21 protein-coding genes are annotated in these 19874 nt (G+C 38.5%); 18 read left to right on the top strand and 3 right to left on the bottom strand.

Features of this window, described 5'->3' with window-relative positions; genetic code table 11:
- Positions 1-5 precede the first annotated feature (5 nt).
- From ACWATA_RS16975 to ACWATA_RS16955, 5 genes are all read left to right on the top strand, one after another.
- A complete protein-coding gene (locus ACWATA_RS16975; protein WP_432236235.1) occupies positions 6-779 on the top strand; it encodes a nucleotidyltransferase domain-containing protein in 774 nt (257 codons plus the stop codon).
- Positions 776-1033, top strand: coding sequence for a DUF2533 family protein (locus tag ACWATA_RS16970; RefSeq protein WP_013082381.1), 258 nt, complete (start codon positions 776-778; stop codon positions 1031-1033). Before ACWATA_RS16975 ends, ACWATA_RS16970 begins: the two co-directional genes overlap by 4 nt.
- Before the next feature lie 105 nt (positions 1034-1138).
- On the top strand, positions 1139-1453 hold the full coding sequence (locus tag ACWATA_RS16965) for a hypothetical protein (protein WP_013056168.1): 315 nt from the start codon (positions 1139-1141) through the stop codon (positions 1451-1453).
- A 130-nt stretch (positions 1454-1583) separates the two neighbouring features.
- On the top strand, positions 1584-2045 hold the full coding sequence (locus ACWATA_RS16960) for a divergent PAP2 family protein (protein ID WP_473049990.1): 462 nt from the start codon (positions 1584-1586) through the stop codon (positions 2043-2045).
- Between the two features lie 61 nt (positions 2046-2106).
- Positions 2107-2382, top strand: coding sequence for a DUF6123 family protein (locus ACWATA_RS16955; RefSeq protein ID WP_013082383.1), 276 nt, complete (start codon positions 2107-2109; stop codon positions 2380-2382).
- A gap of 6 nt (positions 2383-2388) precedes the next feature.
- Here ACWATA_RS16955 and ACWATA_RS16950 read toward each other — a convergent pair whose 3' ends face one another.
- The gene (locus ACWATA_RS16950) at positions 2389-2787 is read right to left on the bottom strand and encodes a reverse transcriptase-like protein (protein ID WP_243494379.1); all 399 of its coding nucleotides are present in this window, start codon (positions 2785-2787) and stop codon (positions 2389-2391) included.
- Between the two features lie 219 nt (positions 2788-3006).
- Here ACWATA_RS16950 and ACWATA_RS16945 point away from each other — a divergent pair, with 219 nt between their 5' ends.
- From ACWATA_RS16945 to ACWATA_RS16935, 3 genes are read left to right on the top strand one after another with little or no spacing between them, the layout of a single operon-like run.
- Positions 3007-3660, top strand: a complete 654-nt coding sequence (locus ACWATA_RS16945; protein ID WP_028414031.1) for a ribonuclease H family protein — start codon at positions 3007-3009, stop codon at positions 3658-3660.
- 29 nt (positions 3661-3689) lie between these two features.
- The gene (locus tag ACWATA_RS16940; RefSeq protein ID WP_013056173.1) at positions 3690-3872 is read left to right on the top strand and encodes a zinc-finger domain-containing protein; all 183 of its coding nucleotides are present in this window, start codon (positions 3690-3692) and stop codon (positions 3870-3872) included.
- 56 nt (positions 3873-3928) lie between these two features.
- A complete protein-coding gene (locus ACWATA_RS16935; protein WP_028414030.1) occupies positions 3929-4201 on the top strand; it encodes a DUF2564 family protein in 273 nt (90 codons plus the stop codon).
- A 59-nt stretch (positions 4202-4260) separates the two neighbouring features.
- Here the strand turns inward: ACWATA_RS16935 and cspD are convergent, their stop codons facing one another.
- Positions 4261-4464, bottom strand: coding sequence for a cold-shock protein CspD (cspD, locus tag ACWATA_RS16930; protein ID WP_013056175.1), 204 nt, complete (start codon positions 4462-4464; stop codon positions 4261-4263).
- 275 nt (positions 4465-4739) lie between these two features.
- Here cspD and ACWATA_RS16925 point away from each other — a divergent pair, with 275 nt between their 5' ends.
- The 3 genes from ACWATA_RS16925 (at position 4740) to ACWATA_RS16915 (ending at position 10944) form a co-directional block, all read left to right on the top strand.
- On the top strand, positions 4740-5027 hold the full coding sequence (locus ACWATA_RS16925; protein WP_028414029.1) for a hypothetical protein: 288 nt from the start codon (positions 4740-4742) through the stop codon (positions 5025-5027).
- Between the two features lie 302 nt (positions 5028-5329).
- Entirely contained in the window at positions 5330-6571 is a 1242-nt protein-coding gene (bcbE, locus tag ACWATA_RS16920) for a bacillibactin exporter BcbE (RefSeq protein WP_028414028.1), read from the top strand.
- Between the two features lie 167 nt (positions 6572-6738).
- Positions 6739-10944, top strand: a complete 4206-nt coding sequence (locus tag ACWATA_RS16915) for a tetratricopeptide repeat protein (protein ID WP_155010276.1) — start codon at positions 6739-6741, stop codon at positions 10942-10944.
- A gap of 30 nt (positions 10945-10974) precedes the next feature.
- On the opposite strand, the gene ACWATA_RS16910 is transcribed toward ACWATA_RS16915, so the two are convergent.
- Positions 10975-12270 (bottom strand): purine/pyrimidine permease, encoded by a 1296-nt coding sequence (locus ACWATA_RS16910; protein WP_047751354.1) that lies wholly within the window; start codon positions 12268-12270, stop codon positions 10975-10977.
- Positions 12271-12522: 252 nt separating this feature from the next.
- Here ACWATA_RS16910 and dppA point away from each other — a divergent pair, with 252 nt between their 5' ends.
- The 7 genes from dppA (at position 12523) to ACWATA_RS16875 (ending at position 19874) form a co-directional block, all read left to right on the top strand.
- Positions 12523-13347, top strand: coding sequence for a D-aminopeptidase DppA (dppA, locus tag ACWATA_RS16905; RefSeq protein WP_033578456.1), 825 nt, complete (start codon positions 12523-12525; stop codon positions 13345-13347).
- A 14-nt stretch (positions 13348-13361) separates the two neighbouring features.
- Positions 13362-14291: an ABC transporter permease gene (locus ACWATA_RS16900; RefSeq protein WP_155010275.1), complete on the top strand. Its 930-nt coding sequence runs from the start codon at positions 13362-13364 to the stop codon at positions 14289-14291.
- Position 14292: 1 nt separating this feature from the next.
- Complete coding sequence (locus ACWATA_RS16895) at positions 14293-15231, top strand: ABC transporter permease (protein WP_028414023.1); 939 nt, start codon at positions 14293-14295, stop codon at positions 15229-15231.
- Positions 15232-15235: 4 nt separating this feature from the next.
- Entirely contained in the window at positions 15236-16234 is a 999-nt protein-coding gene (locus tag ACWATA_RS16890) for an ABC transporter ATP-binding protein (protein WP_028414022.1), read from the top strand.
- Between the two features lie 23 nt (positions 16235-16257).
- Positions 16258-17901 carry a peptide ABC transporter substrate-binding protein gene (locus tag ACWATA_RS16885; RefSeq protein WP_473050228.1) on the top strand — a complete coding sequence of 548 codons (1644 nt, stop codon included), beginning with the start codon at positions 16258-16260 and terminating at the stop codon, positions 17899-17901.
- A gap of 88 nt (positions 17902-17989) precedes the next feature.
- Positions 17990-18934 (top strand): S66 peptidase family protein, encoded by a 945-nt coding sequence (locus ACWATA_RS16880; protein WP_028414020.1) that lies wholly within the window; start codon positions 17990-17992, stop codon positions 18932-18934.
- Positions 18935-18965: 31 nt separating this feature from the next.
- Positions 18966-19874, top strand: coding sequence for a C40 family peptidase (locus ACWATA_RS16875; RefSeq protein ID WP_028414019.1), 909 nt, complete (start codon positions 18966-18968; stop codon positions 19872-19874).

Here is a 19874-nt window from a genome sequence, read left to right as displayed (position 1 = left end):
TTTTTATGTCTACACACATAAATAAACGTTTACAGGAAATTGAAAAAGAATATAATGTAGAAATTTTGTTTGCATGTGAATCAGGGAGCCGTGCTTACGGACTCGACACGTTAGCGAGTGATTTTGACGTCCGCTTTATATATAAATATAAAGCATCACGCTATCTTCATCTCAATAGACCTCAAGAGGTCATTAATGTAGCAGAAGGCAATTATGATATGCAAGGGTGGGATTTGTACAAAACCATTTATTTGTTTACAAAATCAAACCCTTCGCTTTATGAGTGGCTATGGTCGCCTTTTGTTTATTATCAAAAGTCATCGTTTGCTGAGCCGCTCCGGCAAATGATGGCTCAATCATATTCCTTAAAAGCATTGGGATATCATTATTTTAAAATTTTAACGATAAATAGTAAAAGAAATCTGACATCTTCTGTTACAATAGAGGATATAAAAGTGATGCTCCAACTGATTCGTGCATTTTTATCACTGAAAGTAGTAGTAAAGCAGCGCAGTTTCCCTGTCATTTTATTTGCCGATTTATGTAAGCAGGCAAATCTCGACGATAGGCAGCAATCCATCATTGAGCAATTTGTACAATGCAAGATAAGCGGGAAAGTCGCTTTTAATGAAAAGATGAAAAACTTTTTGGATAGCATTAAGAAAGAATCTGTAGCGATAGAAAAAAACTTAAAAGAATTACCGGAAAAGCAAATCAGTTATGAGGACATTAACTTATTTTTACTAACTCAGCATAATATAATGGAGGAACGAACATGAGTGTACATAAAGAAATTTCAGCCCATTCTAAAAAACAGCACGAATTAGTACGTGCTTTTGCCAGCTTAGAAGCTCGACGTGAGCAAGCTATTGAAGCAGCTGTGCTTCTCTGCAAAGAAGGGAAGCCCTTTTCTGTAGACGGTATTAACGCTGTAACAGCAGAAATTAATGAGCTGTCTCAAAAATATACCATCATTCCAGGCCGTAAAGTAGTGACCGAAGAAATGGTTAAAGAGTACGTAGCAAGAATATAAACGTGCTAAGCTCTGGTGTTTTTACCTTAATTTGAACAGGATATGACGTGCCACTTGATCCATACTAATAGTGTACCAACGAGGTACAAATAGGAGGAGATAGCGATGGGTCGTCAAAAATTAGGTAATAAAAATGCGCAAGCGAATAACAATGCAAAGCATAATTATAACCAAGAGTTCTCTTCTGAGTTTAAAGCAAATCAGGCTCAAAAAGCAAAGCGTGCAAAAAGTGCAAATGACACTTATGCTGGGGAGTTTGCTTCTGAGTTCAACGTGCAACAAAACCAAAATAATTCTGTTAACAAGAAGTTAGAAGCTAATAAAAGTGCAAATAATCAATATGGACAAGAATTCGGTTCTTATGCTGAAGTTGAATCTGCCAAAATGAATAATGCTGCACAAAAAAAGCGTAAAAAATAACAGAACTGTTTCCAAAAACGCCGGGATTAGTCTGCTCTGTCAGCAGATTAGCCCGGCGTTTTTTGTTGGGCAATATTTGCTTGGGTACAAGATGTCAATCCATCGCAAACTATAGATGAGGTGAAGCAATATGAATAAAGGAATTGTCATTGCTCTTTCATCAATCGGTTTAGCACAAGCTTTAAAAATCCCAATTAAAAAGTATCAAACAGGAAAATGGGATATGCGGATGATTGCTGCGTCGGGTGGAATGCCAAGCTCTCATTCAGCCGGCGTATCTTCTTTGGCTACCTATGTAGCATTAAAAAGAGGTGTTTCTACGATTGACTTTGCGTTAGCATCTGTTTTTGGAATTATTGTGATGTACGATGCACAAGGAATTCGAAGGCAGACTGGCGAAATTACTATTAAAGTGAATACGTTAGACGAAGAAATTGAAAAGCTTGCGGGTCTTCCAGACAGAGGCTTTCACGATTTGACGGAACAGCGCTTGAAAGAAATGCTTGGTCATCAGCCAGAAGAAGTGATTGGCGGAGCCATTTTAGGAGTAGCACTTGGAGCAATTGGCTATTTTTTAGAAGGGAAATCATAGTCAAATAGCCAAAAGTAAGCTAAGATAAAGAAGAACCTTTGCAAAAGGATGGGACGAAAAAGTGACAAAAACAGCTCAAACCGTTGAAGAGTATCTTCTTTATCTTGAAGAAAAAGGCTTTCATTTAGCAGAAGATGCACGTGGATTTATTTCATTTGGTCAGCAGTATACGCGTGCAGCTGACGAGATGGTCATATTTACAATTGAATGGACACTAAAAGTACAAAAAGAATTTGACGGCAGTTTTTTTGTATCGCTCCTCGAGAATTTGACATCAAATCGTATTAGCAATCAAAAACAAGCCATTCAATATTTAAAGTCATCAGGTATGATTTAAGCAGGATTACATTCCTGCTTCTTTTTGATTAATGGCTTGTCTGGCCAGCTGATCAGCACCTGCATTTTGAGAGCTAGGGATCCACTTTATAAAAAATAAATCAAATTGACTGGACAATTTGAGGGCTTCTTCCAGTAAAGGAGCAAACGCTTTATTTTTAACGTGTTCTTGGTTCATTGCGCGGTCTACTAGCTGAGAGTCTGTTCGAAAAGATACGCTCGTATACTTTTTTTCTAAACAAATTTTTAATGCATGAAGAAGTGCATGGTACTCTGCTTCATGATTCGTCATTGTCCCAAGAACAATAGCGTAACGATGATGTTCACCATTTCCTTTAATTAAAATACCAGCTCCAGAAGGACCAGGGTTGCCAGCAGTGGCTCCGTCTATATAAACTTCAATCATCATACAGCCTCCTTGTTAAAACAATATAAGCTTAAACCATGTTTTTTCATCAATAGTATTGTATCATAAGTACTTCAGCTATTTTATATTAGCACGTATAAACGCTAAAATCCGCTTATTAGGTAAGAAAACTGTCATGAAAAGACATAATAGAAGATAAAATACAAAAAAGCAGAAAAAGTGTTGAATTCAAAATTGCTGATGAAAGGAATGCTCGTTATGAATTTCCAAATTGAATGGCATTATAAATCCTCGAAACATAAACAGTTAATTTTCACATCCGATTTCACAGATGCGAATGAGGCGCTAATGATTGTGGGTGATTTAGAAAAAACAGGTCGAACGAAGGAAATTTTTCTACTTGATGAGCAGCAGCAAAAATGGACTGTAAAAGAAGCGAAAAAGCTCTTACAGGAAGTACAGACAGAGCCTCACGATATTGTGGCATATTTTGACGGAGGCTATGAGCATGATACGCTTTTAGCGGGGCTTGGGGTTGTGATTTATTTTAAACAGAACAACCAGTCTTACCGAATACGACGAAACTCAAGACTGCAAGAGATAGAATCAAATAATGAGGCAGAGTATGCTGCTTTTTATTATTTAATACAAGAGCTTGAGGAACTTGGTGTTCATCATATACCGGTAACGTTTAGAGGTGACTCTCAGGTTGTATTAAATCAGCTTGCAGGGGAGTGGCCCTGTTTCGAAGAAGAGTTTAATCGGTACTTAGATCGAATAGAAGATAAAATGCAGGAACTTGGTATCCGACCGGTATATGAGCCTATTTCAAGGAAGGAAAATGAAGAGGCCGACCAGCTTGCGACTCAAGCTCTTCAAGGGATACCAATTGCTAGCAGGAAGCAAGTGTAACACACAGAACGAAATGGAGATGAACGAGAGTGGAACGTAAACAATTATTAGAAGAAGTAACGGAGTTATTGGATTACTACTGTAGTGATTGTTTTGTAAAAAAAACGTTTAACAAAGAAAAGGGCAAAACATACGCTCAGACGTTTTGTATTAAAGAGTGTACCGTAGGAGAAAAGATTAAGCAGTATGGAGATTTGCTGACTAAAAAGTAAGCGTGTATAATTTGTCGGCAGCAGCTTCATTCTATCCATATGGAGGTGTTCTTTCAATGGATAAGTTTTCAAATGAAGAAGTAACAACAGGATATAATGATTTAAAGCAAGTAGAAGTGTCCATTCAATCTGCTCAAAAGATGATTGGGACAGCTACGATGAGTATGAGTCCTCAGCAGCTTGAAGAGGCAACGAATGCGCTTAATGATGCAAAAGCACAGCTTCAATCTGCCAAAGCTCATGGCACAGGAGTAGACGAGCAATTTCTTCAGCAGTGCATGCAGTCTATTCAAACATGTGACCAGCAGCTTACTGAGGCCAAACGCTAGGTATAACAAAAAAGAGACTCAGAAAAGAGTCTCTTTTACTATAAAATAAAAAGATCTATTTATGATAGCTTAGTGACATTAGCGGCTTGTGGGCCTCTATTGCCTTCTACAATTTCAAAAGATACCTCTTGTCCTTCTTCCAAGGATTTATAACCTTCGCTTTGGATGGCAGAAAAATGTACAAATACGTCGCTTCCGCCTTCAACTTCAATAAAGCCATAGCCTTTTTCATTGTTGAACCATTTTACTTTACCATTTTGCATAACTTGAATCCCCCTAGTACTGTGCAGCATCATGCTGCTGAAACTCGAATTATCATTTCCAATAGAGGTAAATGATTGTTTATATTATATAATAAGAAGAAATAAAATTTCAATATTAAAATTTAACTTTTCTGAAAATTAAATTTTATTTAACGTGGACATAGTCTATTTTTAATAAAAAAATTTCTTGTGAGATGAAAAATAACTGAAAATTTAGTTTATAATAAAAGTATAGTCAGCATAATTTTAACGCGGTGATAAGGAGTGGGTCGTGTATGTATCGTACACAAATAAATGGAAAAGAAATCATTTTGTTATTTTCAACGCTCGAAGCAGCAAAGAGCCGCAGCAGCCTAGAGAAAGAACAAATTTATAAGCGCGTATTGCATTTAAATGAGCAGCTGTTAATGTTTCAAAATGGAACAAGCTTCACCATTGGTGATCCGTTAGGATTAATTGTAGCTCAAGTGAAAAAAAGCGATTTGACAACCATATATATCGAACATATTATTGATAAACAGTTTATGTATGATGGAGATGGTCATCGAGGTGAAGTAGTGTAATAAGATGACGCCTATATATGAAGAAGCGTACGGAGATACTCGTACGCTTCTTCATATATGGGATTAAAGACATGTGTTTTTACAAGTATTAACAAGAATAAATAACAAAGTTCAATAAATTAAAGAAGAACAGTGAAACCATGAATAGCAATTACCTTTTTAGCTAAAAAATATAGATACACATCATCTTATGTAATGAGATAGTTAAGCTTTGAAATCAATGAACACGAGAAGTTTTATAAAGCTTAAATTGAAAAACGTGTGATTGTGACGTTAATTAGAAGTAAGGTTTGGAGGACGCTATGGAAAGTAGAAAAAAATTGGATTTACTTGCTCTTGCTTCTGTGCCACTTATCATGACCCTCGGAAATTCAATGTTAATTCCGGTGTTGCCGGTGATTGAAAAACGTCTACAGATAAGCTCGCTGCAGGTATCCATGATTATCACGGTCTACTCAATTTTCGCTATTTTTTTAATCCCGATTGCTGGTTATTTATCAGATCGATTTGGTCGCAAGAAAATTATTATTCCTAGTTTGCTGCTTGCTGCAGTAGGAGGGGCTTTAACAGGCTGGGCTTCATGGCAAATGGCCAATCCATTTTGGGTTATTTTAATTGGCCGCGCGATTCAAGGAATAGGTTCAGCAGGGGCTATGCCTGTTGTGATGCCTTGTGTAGGAGATATGTTCAAAGACGAGCAAGAAATTACAAAAGGACTAGGTTTAATTGAAACAGCCAATACGTTTGGGAAAGTACTAAGCCCAATACTGGGAGCTTTTTTAGCGGCTATGATTTGGTTTCTTCCTTTTTGGTTCATTCCTATTCTTTGCCTTATTTCGATTCTTTTAGTTATCTTTTTAGTAAAAGTTCCGAAAAATGATAGTTCTTCTGAATCTGAACAAAAAAAGAAAAGTATCACGCAGTTTTTGAAGGATTTGAAGAAGACGCTCAAAGAAAATATTGGATGGCTTATGGCTATTTTTATTTTAGGCGCCATTATTATGCTTGTATTATTCGGGGTTTTATTTTACCTATCGACCATACTAGAGGAGCGTTATCATATTGTGAATACGAAAAAAGGCTTGGTAATGGCTATTCCTTTGCTCGCTTTATCTATTTCTTCTTTTGTGGCGGGGAAAAAAGTTGGCAACAATAAAATCGTTATGAAGTGGTCTGCTTTTTTTGGCTTTTTATTGTTAACATGTTCTTTCATCATTTTATTTTTTAATACGTCTCTTTTTAGTATTTTACTCACTTTAGTGCTTGGTGGAATTGGAATTGGAGCAGCTCTTCCCAGTCTTGATGCACTTATTACAGAAGGAATTGAAAAGGAAGAGAGAGGAACCATTACGTCTCTTTACAGTTCGATGCGCTTTGTCGGAGTAGCAGCTGGGCCTCCTCTTTATACATTGCTTATGAAGTGGTCGGACATGGCTGTGTTCCAAACGTCTCTAGGGGTTAGTGCAGTAGGTGCCATTTTAGTTTTAAAAGCTATCAAACCAAAACCTGAAGGCGGCGTAAAACTGAAGAAAGCTGAAGTGTGATTTTACGGAGCTGTCTTATGATAAAAGACAGCTCTTTGCTATTTAAAGACCCGTCAATATGCTTAAATTTATATTGTGTCTAGAAAAAATCCTTGAAATTTCTTATACTTCAATTTATAGACAGCAGATGCAATAGTTCTTATTTTATTGAATAAGGTGGTTTTGAATTGAGTATAAATTATCAGAAATTAAAAAGCATGGTGGATCATTATCAAATATTTGATCTTGTAGCGTATATAACAGAAGAAGTACAAAGCCTTCAACCAAAGAGCCTTGCGGGGATTGTGAAAGAATGGTTGACACACTTACAAACGGAAGAAGAGCTGTACGAGCTTATCCGCTTTTGTGATGAGGCTTTATTAAATCGTGTAAGCCGAATGTTAACGACATATGGCTATCGTCGATTTGGCTCGATTCGAATGGTGACTCTTTATTGCGATGATCTCCTGCGCGAAGGCAAGATACTCGACGCTGATGATAGACTTTCTTTATTAATTTCTCAGCTGGATACGGAATCAGTTAAAAAGGAACAGCTTGAGAAAATCTATTTTTTAAAGGTAAGAATTCTTTTAGAAATGAAACAAGTGGATGAAGCTTCTAAGTGGATGAAACAAGTAACGTCACATAACCAAAAGGGTATGGCTGACAGATGGGGATATTTTTATTTGCAGCTCAACGACAGAATGAAAGCTGAAGCCTGCTTAAAAGAAGGAACGGCATATAAGGAGAATGGAGATTTTTGCTATGCAATGCTAGCGGACTTATATGCGTACGAAGGGAAGCATGAACAAGCGCTTGAAACAATTAACGAGGCTATTGTTCGCTATCCACAGCTTCCGTCTTTATATATGGATAAAGTGATGCGATTAAAAGATTTAAAAGAGTATTCTCTCTTGCTTGAAACGATTGAATTTATCGACTCAAAGTTACCCTATCACGATTATCAAGATTTTTTTACGCTGCTGCGCGCCGACATTTATTTTGAACAGCAGCAGCAATCTCAGCTTATGCATCTGCTCTCGACCAAGCGATGTTTAAAAGATTCACCTTATCAAAAATTAATCGGAAAGCATACAGACGATAAATTCAGTACAATCAAGCTTCCGATTGTACCCATCGTTCAAAAAGATAATTATTGCGTGCCAGCCAGTATGAGTATGATGTTAAGGCTTTTACATACCGAAAAAACACAGGATGAGATTGGAACGCGTATTTACGGTGGCTTAGGATCCAAATTATCAACTGCGGTGAGCTACTTTGAATCTCTTGGCTTTGCAGCGATGTTTTTCACAGGCACAGTTGAACAGTTTAAAGAACTATTAGACAAAGGGCTGCCTATTTTGGTCAGTCTGGAATTTGAACAAGCTTCCCACGTTCAAGTTGTATTTGGCTACGATGATGAACTTGAACTTTTCCATGTACAAGATGCTAATTTTCTAAGTCCAACATATGTAGAATATAAAAATTTTGATCAGCATTACGCTAATTCGGGGTTTTTATCAATTGTTGCTTCTAAAGCGGCAGCGGATCTCGCTTCACTTTCTAAAGAGCAAGATGAGTTTATCCGTCAGCTGTATGACTTAATCGAACTAGTTGAAGCGGATGAAGAGGCCCACATTAACGATCTCGTTTCTTTATTAAAAGCAAATGAGCATGTTCCATTTTCCGCTATTTACAGTATGAAGCATTTGTACAGAAAAGAGCATGAAGCCTATATTCGTACGTGTATTAATCATGTGTTAGAGAAATATAGCAATCATGATTATCTTAAGCTTCACGCCGCATATGCCTTTTTTAAACTTGACGACAGTAAGGGAGCATCTTCCTTGTTACACCACATAGATAACAAAAAGCATAGCTCTTTTTATCACTATCTTAAAGGAAGAATTGCGCTGGATGAAGAGAAATATGATGAGGCTGTTGAAGCACTGCGCAGCTCGCTGCAATTAGACGTAGAGCAGCATTTGAACTGGAGCTATCTAGCACTTGCATACATGTACCAAGGAAACCTCGAAAAGGCTTTTGAATGCTCGACTATTTCCTTAAATATGTATAGTGATGAATCTTATACACAAATCAATCACGGACTTATTTTAATGGAGAAAGAAAGATACGCAGAAGCCAGAAATCTTTTCGACGCGTTATTAAAGGAAAACCCAAAAGATGCGCACAGCTGGTTTGAAAGAGCCCGTTGTGATGAACATTTAAAAAAGTTTCGTAAAGCTTACCGGGGGTTTCAAGTAGCTAAACAGCTTTTGCCGACTGTTCCTTATCCATATCTTTCGATAGCTGATTTGCTACAATATCAACTAGAAAAAACGGACGAAGCTGAAAGCTATCTCAAAGAAGGCATGAAGCATCTACCGGGCGACATGACAATTCGAGGAAGACTAGGCGATTTATACGTCGCGAATCAAAGGTACGAAGAAGCTATTGCTCTGTATAAAGAAGGCTTAAAAATAGAGGAAGATGCCCTTATGTATTTGGGTTTATCTTATGCGTATTTAGAAACAGGTGAACATTTAACGGCCGTTGATACGCTCACGCTTATTGCGCAGAAGTTTTCATCGAACAGCGACGTCATGTTGGATGCAGGCAGCATGCTTTTAGATGCAGCAAAACAAAAGGAGCTAGACAATCAAACGATAGAGTTTGGATTTGCTCTTTATGAAGAGGGAATTCATTTTGCTCAAACAGCGTTAGATGAAGTGTTAGAAGCATATACGGGTTATTTAGAAGACACGGCGTTATTGACTCGTGGAATTAAGTTTTTAACTGCAGAACATCAAGAGCACCCTAATGAGATTTTGTACATGTGCTATTTAGGCATATTATACGAACAGGCCAAGCAGCTAACAAAAAGTGAGAAACTTTATCATCAAGCGCTTCGTATCAAGCAAGATGCTTTGCCATATTATCGGCTAGGTGAAATATATCAATCAATGAATCGCATCACTGAAGCAAAAGAGGCCTTCCAAAAGTGCTTAACTCTTGATAAAACATTTGAAGCCGCTTGTATGAAGCTTGCCGAAATGGCTTGTGAAGAACAAAATCGAACGGCTGAAAGAAATTGGCTGCTTCAATGGATACAGCTGAATCCTATGGAAGTAAACGTTGAGCACGTAGCTTCACTTTGTGAAACAGAGAAAGAGTATGAAGAGCTGTTAGAGGTATTAAAGAGCGTAGAGGAAATTGTGCTACCTCAATGGCTCGCTGATAGCCAGGCTCATGTGTATCGTCTAAAAGGAGACATTTCACAGGCTGAAGCGTATCTAGAGAAGGCTCTTGAACTAGATCTACAGAATCCTGCTATTCGCCATCATCAGGCAAAATGGCTCATCATGGAACAGAGATATGAAGAAGCTAGAAAAGTTCTTACAGAGTTGCTAAGTGAGGATCCGGAAGATTACGCTCTATTTCAAACGTTCATGTCTAGCTTTCCAAATGGAAAAAAACTGTCCGGGCTTACGGCAGATTTAAAAAAGATAAAAATGGAAAAACAAAGCAAAAGTTTGTTATTTAAAAACGCAGCCGAGGCTTTAAATGAGTATGCCGATTCGATTGTAGAAGAGCAACAAGGATCTATCTTCAAACGAAGCTTAGCAAAATTCAAAGCAAAGGCAAAAACGGTTACGCTGCTTGGCTTAACGATTGAACTGTATGAACTTGCCATAAAAACGGATCGGAATAATAAAGAGGCTGTGCATGCATTTGCGGCTTTTTACGAAGAGAAAGGATTGATTGAAGATAGCATCACCGTGCTGAAAAAATCGCTGCATCAAAGCTGGGATTTTGATGTTGCCTATCATTTAGCCAATATACTCGTTAATATCCATGAAAATGAACAGGCTGCACATGAAGCGCTAAACTTAGTTCAAAAACTTCTCAAACAGCAGCCAAATCATATAGATTTGCAGATATACCGAGCATTTATTTTGAGTAACCTTGAAGAGGTAGAAAAATCAGAGACAGCTTTTCAAGAATTACTTCAGCAGGAGATTTATCAGCCTGACATATATGCAGGACTAGCAAAACTGTATAATAAAACGGAACGTTATCATGAAACTGTTCAGCTTCTTCAAATAGCAATTGAACAGCGTCAAGAGTATGAAGGGATGTATACCGATTTAGGTATCGCGTATCATTTAGAAGGTGAAACAGAAGCAGCAGCTTCGCTTATGATAACCAGAGTAGAAAGTGGAGACGAAGATCTTTTTATTCGCTATAACTTGGCATGCTATCTAGCTGTTCTTGGAAAAACTGCTTCTGCTCAGAAAGAATTGGATTATGTTTTAGCGCACGATGAAACGGGAGAATTTTATGAAATGGCTATGGAAGACGATGAACTAAAAGGATTAACGGTAAAAAGGTAAAAAAAAGAAGCTGAGTTTCAGCTTCTTTTTTTATCCCTCTTTTGCATCTTGTCTTTTCAACGAAAGTGATTCGGAAATTTCCAGTGCAAGAATGATAATGGTACCAAGAACTAATCCGTTGCTTAAAAACGTAGTAACTAAAGGAGGAAGTGTTGAAAAAGCTTGAGAAGGCAAAAACATAACCCCTATCCCCGACAGCAGCGCAATACCTGCTTTTTTCATTGCTTTTTCGGGCTGTTTGGCATGCTTGAATTCTCCAATTCCAAGAGCCATCATACCTGTAAAAACAGGAAAGATTGCCGCGTATCCGACGGCAGGAGGAAGAGCGGACATAATGGACGTTAAAGGGGTAAAGATACTCAGAAAAAGCAAAAGACACGATGCTACAATAAAAGGAACTCGACTATAAAGATTTGTAGCTGAAATAAATCCACCGGAACCTGAAATAGGAACGGCACCGACACCTGAAAACAATCCTCCAAGCAGCTGGCTTATACCCGAAACCATCCCGGAACGTTTAATATTGTCTTTTTCAATTTTTTCTCCTTTGTGTTTATAAACAGACTCAACAACACGAATAGAAGCGAGCATGTTTGTAATTAAAATGAGTGTTACAAAAAAAGCAGTAACAACCATATTCCATTCAACGCGAGGAGCTCCGAATACAAACACTTTAGGTATGTAAAATAACTGCGCCTGAAATTCGATAGGTTTAGCTAACCCTAACATTGCAAATACTCCCCAGCCTACACCAATACTAATAATAATGCTGAGTTTATTTAACGTCCGGTGTGATAATAAATAAAAAGTCAGCAGCAAAATCGCAGCTGAAGTCAGCGCAATTGGAAGTTTAATAGCTGAATTCGTTTCTGTAATGCCAAACATTCCTTTTAAAAAGGAACCGCTGAGCTGCGTCACTAATAAAATTAAATATGTACCGGTAACCGTTGGAGTAAAGTATTTTGCTAGTTTATCAATGAGACCAAATAGGCTCATTAAAATAGCAATTATCCCGCTTATAAGAAGGGTGAACTGCAGCACGCGAAGCGTTTCGGAGTGAGAACCAAACAGAACGGTTCCAAGACTCGCATACAGAGAAAAGACGCCCCACCAAACGCCAGCTGGCCCTTCCATGATTGGGTATTTATGCCCTATAAACACCTGCAAGAGCCCGGATAAAGCCAAAATAAATAACGTTCGCTGTAAAAATTGAATAGAATCTGCTGCGTTTAAATGAAACTGAGAAGCAATTACAATAGGAACAATCATACTATTAGAAATCATAAATAAAAACCATTGTAGCGAAGCAATGGAAACTCGAAACATTCTTAACACCTCAATTAATGCCGATGAGCGGCTGAATGAACCAACAGGTTGCTCTATTATTTTACCATGGGATTTCCAATTTGTAAGCGATATCTTGTTAAAAGGATGACGAGTAAAATGTCAAAAGATTCAATATATTGTTGTAAAAAGAAGAAAGATAATTTATAATTTTCTTACAATTATAAATTATAAACATAAGAATAATTTATAATGAACTGACTAACAGTCAAGGAAGGAGGAGGGATAAGACAAATGAAACTATACCTGTCGGTTGATATGGAAGGAATTACAGGACTCGTCGATCACACAAATGTTCTGCGAGAGAAAGAGAATTATGAAAGAAGCCGCAAAATAATGACGGATGAAGCGAATGCAGTCATTTATGCAGGGTTTAGAGAAAAGTGCTCAGAAGTTGTGGTAAATGACAGTCATTCGAGTATGAATAATCTCCTTGTTGAACGGCTTCATCCAGAAACTCAGCTTATTTCAGGAAGCGTAAAACCATATTCAATGGTACAGGGATTAGATCAGACTTTTGATGGTGCTATATTTCTAGGGTATCATGCTAAAGCATCCATGCCTGGTGTCATGTCTCATTCAATGATATTTGGTGCTCGCAATATGTACATAGACGATATGAATATTGGAGAGTTAGGCTTCAACGCATACGTCGCAGGCTATTACGGCGTGCCAGTTTTAATGGTAGCTGGTGATGACCAAACGGCGCTGGAAGCACAGCAGCTTATTCCAAACGTGACGACTGCTATCGTCAAACAGGCCATTTCACGTTCTGCAGCCAAAACATTAACCCCTAAGAAAGCAGAACAATTACTTCAAGAAAAAACAGCCGCAGCTATTCAGCACAAACACCTTGTTAAACCTTTAATTCCACCTAAACACCCAACCTTACGAATAGAATTTGCAAATTATGGTCAAGCAGAGTGGGCGCATTTAATGCCGGGCACAGAAATTGAACCTGGAACGACGACCGTTCGGTTTCAAGCAAAAGATATTTTAGAAGCTTATCAGGCCATGCTTGTTATGACTGAATTAGCTACGCGCACAACATTCTGTTAGAAGGTGGGATAAAAGTGAAAAGTTATATTTTAAAGCGATTTTTATCCATGCTTGTTACGCTGTGGGTAATTGTGACCTTAACCTTCTTTTTAATGCATTCGATTCCTGGATCTCCATTTAATGAAGAACGAGCGACAAGCGATGCAGTTCAAAAAAACCTGGAATCATTTTATCACTTAGATGAGCCGCTGGTTGTGCAATATGTTCTTTATTTGAAATCCATTGTTACCTTTGACTTTGGTCCTTCTATTAAACAGCCGTCTCAAACGGTTAACGACCTTTTAGGAAGAGGGTTTCCCGTGTCATTTGAACTTGGAATGGTGACGTTAATTCTTGCGGTGATTTCCGGTATTACACTAGGCATTATCGCTGCTCTTAGAAGAAACGGAATAATTGATTACATTGCGATGAGCATAGCAGTTATCGGATTGTCGGTTCCAAATTTTGTTATGGCCACCTTGTTAATTCAACAGCTTTCTGTCAATTTAAAAATTTTACCCGCTGCTACGTGGACGAGCCCTTTACATATGATTCTTCCGACTCTAGCTCTTGCCACAGGTCCTATGGCTATTATTGCACGTTTGACTCGCTCAAGCATGATAGAAGTACTGACTCAAGATTATATTCGAACAGCGCGTGCAAAAGGGCTTTCGCCAATGAAAATTGTATTTAAACACGCGCTTAGAAATGCTTTAATGCCTGTTATAACAGTTCTTGGAACGATTGCAGCCAGCGTATTAACTGGCACATTTGTTATTGAACAAGTCTTTGCTATTCCTGGCATGGGGAAATATTTTGTGGACAGTATTAATACGAGAGACTACCCCGTAATTATGGGCACTACGGTCTTTTACAGTTCGATTCTCATCATTATGCTTTTTTTAGTAGACATTGCTTACGGAATACTTGATCCACGAATCAAACTGTATAAGAAGGAGGGATAACGTGCTGGAAAAACAGGAGTATAAGCAAATTCCTGATGAGTGGTTTACGCCAAAGAAAAAAAAGAAATCTGAAGCCGAAGCAGTTGTAAGGCCGAGTCTTTCTTATTGGCATGATGCATGGCGCAGGCTTGTAAAAAACAAGTTGGCCATGCTGGGTCTCTTTTTTTTAGTCATCCTCGTTGTGATGGCTATATTCGGTCCTATGTTTTCACCCTACAGCGTAACGAAAGCCTCTTTTACAGAGCAAAACCTTCCTCCTTCAGCTAGTCATTGGTTTGGAACGGATGACTTAGGCAGAGATATGTACACTCGGACATGGTACGGGGCTAGAATCTCTTTATTTGTAGGGCTGATGGCAGCGCTTATTGATTTTATCATCGGTGTCATTTACGGGGGCTTCTCAGGCTATAAAGGAGGAAAAACAGATAATGTCATGATGCGCGTAATTGAAATTTTATACGGTCTTCCTTATTTATTAGTGGTAATTTTACTAATGGTAGTCATGGGACCCGGGCTTTCTACGATTATTGTGGCACTTTCCGTTACAGGTTGGATCGGGATGGCGAGAATTGTACGGGGGCAAGTATTGCAAATAAAAAACTATGAATACGTGCTTGCATCCAAAACGTTTGGAACAAAAACAAGCCGTATCATTAAGCGAAACCTGCTTCCAAATACGATGGGACCGATTATCGTTCAAATGACACTAACCGTACCAACTGCCATTTTTGCTGAAGCTTTTTTAAGCTTTTTAGGGCTGGGTGTACAGGCTCCTTATGCGAGCTGGGGAGTAATGGCAAACGATGGTTTATCAACGATTCTATCAGGCTATTGGTGGCGTTTGTTTTTTCCCGCGTTTTTTATTTCTCTTACCATGTTTGCTTTTAATGTCCTTGGAGACGGACTGCAAGATGCACTTGATCCGAAATTAAGGAGGTAAGCAAATGGAAAAAATAATCCGAATCAAAAACTTACACGTACAGTTTTCAACTTACGGAGGGCAAGTTCAAGCTGTAAGAGGCGTTAGTTTTGATTTACATAAAGGAGAAACCCTAGCGATTGTAGGAGAGTCAGGTTGCGGAAAAAGCGTAACATCTCAAAGTATCATGAGGTTAATTCCAACACCTCCGGGCAGGATCACAAGCGGCTCTATTTTATTTAAAGACCAGGATTTAACAAAACTATCAGAAAAGAAAATGCGAGACATTCGAGGCGCTGATATTTCGATGATTTTTCAGGATCCTATGACTGCGCTTAATCCAACTCTTCGCGTAGGTGAGCAAATTGCAGAAAATATTATGCAACATGAAAACATTTCAAAAGAAAAAGCCAAAGAAAAAGCATTTGAAATGCTGGAGCTAGTCGGAATTCCAAATCCTAAAGAACGCCTAAAGCAATATCCTCATGAATTTAGCGGGGGAATGAGACAGCGTATTGTCATTGCAATGGCCCTTGTATGCAACCCCGAAGTGCTAATTGCTGATGAACCTACCACAGCCCTTGACGTCACGATACAGGCGCAGATTTTAGAATTATTTAAGGATATTCAGCAGAAAACGGATGTCTCCATTGTTTTAATTACCCATGATTTAGGTGTAGTTGCTCAGGTAGCTGACCGTGTTGCCGTAATGTATGCAGGAAAGATTGTAGAAATTGGAACAAGAAGAGACATCTTTTATACGCCGCAGCATCCGTATACAAAAGGATTGCTGCGTTCAGTTCCTCGGTTAGATCTATACGAAAGTGAGCTTGTGCCTATTGCAGGCTCACCTCCCGATTTATTTGCACCTCCATCTGGATGTTCGTTCGCACCTCGCTGTCCTTACGTAATGGAAGTGTGTGATCGCATGTATCCTACGTCGACAAAGCTGAAAGAAAGTCACCAAGTGCACTGCTGGCTTCAAGATGAGAGAGCCCAAAAATTTGTAACAACTATAAGCTAGATTTATAGATGAATAGCGAACTTATGAAAGAGGGGAAAATGATGAAAAAAATAGGGTCTTTACTAATGATGTGTGTACTTATATTTGCACTTGCTGCCTGTACGGCCACAAAAGATTCAGGCGCGGAGCCAGAAAAGAAAAGCAGTACAGCAAAAGAAGACGGTAAGGTCCTTTATATGAATAATGGCGCAGAACCTACGTCTTTTGATCCGCCTATTGGGTTTGATTCATATTCATGGAATATGCTTAATAACTTAATGGAGGGGCTGACTCGTTTAGGAAAAAGCGATGAGCCTGAAGGAGCAATGGCCGAGAAATGGGATATTTCTGACGATAAAAAAGTCTATACATTTCATTTGCGAAAAGATGCTAAATGGTCAAATGGAGATGACGTAAAAGCAAGTGATTTTGTGTTTGCATGGAAGAGGCTGTTAGATCCTAAGACTGGTTCTCCAGCGGCGTTTTTAGGCTATTTCATTCAAGGTGGAGAAGAATTTAATACGGGTAAAGGCAGTGCTGATCAAGTAGGAGTCAAAGCGCTAGATGACAAAACTTTTGAAGTTACGCTTAAAAGTTCGCAAGCCTATTTCTTAAGCGTAGTTTCCAATCCAGCGTTTTTTCCAATTAATGAAAAAGTAGCAACAAAAAATCCGAAATGGTTTGCAGAAGCAGATTCGTTTGTTGCTAATGGTCCTTTCAAATTAACTCAATGGAAGCATAACAGTAATCTAGTAATGGAAAGAAACGATCAGTACTGGGATGCTAAAAATGTAAAGCTCGATAAGGTAAAATGGGCAATTGTTGAAAATACAAACACAGAATACCAAATGTATCAAAATGGAGAACTAGATGTTTCTGAAATTCCATCGGATTTAAGTGAAAAGCTGTTGAAAGATGGAGATGTTCATATCGAAGACCAAGCGGGAACTTACTTCTATCGCTTTAACTTAGATAAAGAGCCCTTTCAAAACAAAAATATCCGTAAAGCATTCGCAATGGCTGTAGATCAAGATCAAATTGTTAATTTTGTTACAAAAAATAAAGAAAAACCAGCTCGCGGGTTTGTATCATACGGATTTAAAGATGCAGATGGAAAGGATTTCCGTAAAACAGGCGGCGACTTACTAAAAACAGATGGCAAAGAAGCAAAAGCACTTCTGAAAAAAGGAATGAAAGAAGAAGGATATAAAAAGCTGCCAGCTATTACGCTAACATACAGTACAGACGATACACATAAAAAAATAGCAGAAGCACTTCAGCAAATGTTCAAAGAAAATCTAGGTGTAGATGTGAAGCTTGCCAATATGGAATGGAATGTTTTCCAAGAAGAACAAAAAGCGTTAAAGTTTCAGCTGTCACGAAGTTCGTTTTTAGCTGATTATGCAGATCCAATCAACTTTTTAGAGAGCTTCCAGACGGGTCATTCAATGAACCGTACAGCTTGGAGCAATAAAGAATATGATAAGTTAATTAAACAAGCTATGAATGAAACTGATAATAAAAAACGTTTTGAGCTTATGTATAAAGTAGAAGGTATTTTATTTGATGAGATGCCGATCATTCCTATTCATTTCTACAACTATGTGTTTTTAATAAAAGATAACGTATCTGGAATTGTTCGTCATCCTGTTGGCTATTTAGATTTGAAGTGGGCAGATAAACAGTAAAGTGGAACTTTTCGTCAGAGGGGATTTCAATTCCCTTCTGACCCAAGTTTCACTTTCTTCATTTCTTTACACAAAAGGAGTGTAGCAAATGATCAAACCAAAACGATTAAAAAAAGGTGATACAGTAGCTGTTATTGCACCTGCTAGTCCGCCTAATCAGCACAATCTAAAAAAAGGACTAGAATATTTGAAGGAAATAGGATTAAACGTAGTAACGGGTGCGCATTTATATAAAAAAAACGGGTACTTGGCAGGGACTGATGAACAGCGAGCAGCCGATATACATGCGATGTTTGCCAATAAGGAAGTAAAGGCAATTATCTGTGCATGCGGAGGGTACGGGACTGCTAGGCTTGCCTCGCAATTAAACTACAATTTAATTAAGCAAAACCCAAAGATTTTTTGGGGATATAGCGATATTACGTTTTTACATACCGCTATTCATCAGCGCACAGGTTTGGTTACCTTTCACGGGCCAATGCTTTCGTCGGATATCGGAAAAGAAGATGTTCATATAGAGACGAAGCAAGCTTTTTATCAATTATTTTCTCACCGTTCTTTTTACTATACGGATCAAATTAGCCCGCTCGACACTATTTGTGAAGGAGAAGCAACTGGTCAGCTGATAGGAGGAAATCTGACTTTGCTCGTGAGCACGCTTGGCACTCCATTTGAACTAGATACGAAAAATAAAATTTTATTTATTGAAGATATTGACGAAGAGCCGTATGAAATTGACCGCATGATGACACAGCTGTATATGGCCAATAAACTGCAGGATGCAGCGGGAATTCTTATCGGAGATTTCCATAACTGCTATCCTAAAAAACGTACAGAGTCGCTTTCACTAGAAGAGGCATTAACAAGTTACCTGACTTCTTTAAAAAAGCCTGTTATGAGAGGGTTTCGCATCGGGCATTGCTCGCCTCAAACAGCTGTGGGAATTGGAAGTTATGCCACGATGTCGACTTATGAACAAATGGTGGAATTTGAATCCGGTATTACATTACCAAAAGATAAAGTCGAACGCTGAAGGTTAAACCTGCAGGGAGGAGAAATAAGTGATGGATAAAAAAACGTATTACGTTTGTGTGGCTGTGGCGACTGTGTGGACTTCCTGTGACTCTTGCAGAGAAATAGATGACAATGCAACAAGTGTCCCAGTACAACTAGATAAATGGCTGGAGCAATTAACGTATACACGTCGGTTGGAGCTTTGTGAGAAAAATTTAGTTCAAACGCAGCTGTTACTAGGAGAAGAAGTATATGTAACGGAACTGAAAGGTAAATGGGCAAAAATCGTTATTCCTTCTCAGTTTTCTTCTAAAGATGAAAGAGGATATCCCGGGTGGGTTCCTTTCCACCAACTGATTTCCCAAGCTGAATATTCTCCATTAAATAAACCAACGGCAGTGGTATCAGCAGCGATTGCGACACTGCAGCTAGCGGAAGAAGCCTTGCAAATTAGTTATCAAACGCAGCTGCCTCTTTTAAAAGAAGATAAAGAATGGCTAGAGGTTCAAACACCGGTTGGCACTGGGAGAATAAAACGTCAAGATGCTGTTGTAATAGAGGATAGAAACCGTAAAACAACAAAAGGAACTGGAGATATGATTATTGCAGCAGGAGAACAGTTTTTGAATCTTCCATATTTATGGGGGGGTATGAGTGCTTGGGGATATGATTGTTCCGGGTTTGCCTATGCTACTCATAAAGCAAACGGCTATCTTATTCCAAGAGATGCCACCGATCAAGCAAGGAAAGGCAAAGAAGTAGGATTAGACTCTATTCAACCCGGAGATTTATTGTTTTTCGCTTATGAAAAAGGGAAGGGGTCTATCCACCATGTTGGTATTTGTTATGGCAGAGGAAAAATGCTTCATTCACCTAAAACGGGTAAAACCGTCGAACTGATTGAATTAAAAGGAACGCTTTATGAAGAAGAGCTGTGCGCAGCCCGGCGCTATTATTAG

This window comes from Priestia sp. USM5, from assembly GCF_058323215.1.
This window is presented reverse-complemented; position numbering and strand designations above follow the sequence as displayed.

Coding starts and splice junctions, on each gene's coding strand:
- ACWATA_RS16975 (WP_432236235.1), top strand. CDS start 6: ATGTCTACACACATAAATAAACGTTTACAGGAAATTGAAAAAGAATAT.
- ACWATA_RS16970 (WP_013082381.1), top strand. CDS start 776: ATGAGTGTACATAAAGAAATTTCAGCCCATTCTAAAAAACAGCACGAA.
- ACWATA_RS16965 (WP_013056168.1), top strand. CDS start 1,139: ATGGGTCGTCAAAAATTAGGTAATAAAAATGCGCAAGCGAATAACAAT.
- ACWATA_RS16960 (WP_473049990.1), top strand. CDS start 1,584: ATGAATAAAGGAATTGTCATTGCTCTTTCATCAATCGGTTTAGCACAA.
- ACWATA_RS16950 (WP_243494379.1), bottom strand. CDS start 2,787: ATGATTGAAGTTTATATAGACGGAGCCACTGCTGGCAACCCTGGTCCT.
- ACWATA_RS16945 (WP_028414031.1), top strand. CDS start 3,007: ATGAATTTCCAAATTGAATGGCATTATAAATCCTCGAAACATAAACAG.
- ACWATA_RS16935 (WP_028414030.1), top strand. CDS start 3,929: ATGGATAAGTTTTCAAATGAAGAAGTAACAACAGGATATAATGATTTA.
- cspD (WP_013056175.1), bottom strand. CDS start 4,464: ATGCAAAATGGTAAAGTAAAATGGTTCAACAATGAAAAAGGCTATGGC.
- ACWATA_RS16925 (WP_028414029.1), top strand. CDS start 4,740: ATGTATCGTACACAAATAAATGGAAAAGAAATCATTTTGTTATTTTCA.
- bcbE (WP_028414028.1), top strand. CDS start 5,330: ATGGAAAGTAGAAAAAAATTGGATTTACTTGCTCTTGCTTCTGTGCCA.
- ACWATA_RS16910 (WP_047751354.1), bottom strand. CDS start 12,270: ATGTTTCGAGTTTCCATTGCTTCGCTACAATGGTTTTTATTTATGATT.
- dppA (WP_033578456.1), top strand. CDS start 12,523: ATGAAACTATACCTGTCGGTTGATATGGAAGGAATTACAGGACTCGTC.
- ACWATA_RS16890 (WP_028414022.1), top strand. CDS start 15,236: ATGGAAAAAATAATCCGAATCAAAAACTTACACGTACAGTTTTCAACT.
- ACWATA_RS16885 (WP_473050228.1), top strand. CDS start 16,258: ATGAAAGAGGGGAAAATGATGAAAAAAATAGGGTCTTTACTAATGATG.
- ACWATA_RS16880 (WP_028414020.1), top strand. CDS start 17,990: ATGATCAAACCAAAACGATTAAAAAAAGGTGATACAGTAGCTGTTATT.
- ACWATA_RS16875 (WP_028414019.1), top strand. CDS start 18,966: ATGGATAAAAAAACGTATTACGTTTGTGTGGCTGTGGCGACTGTGTGG.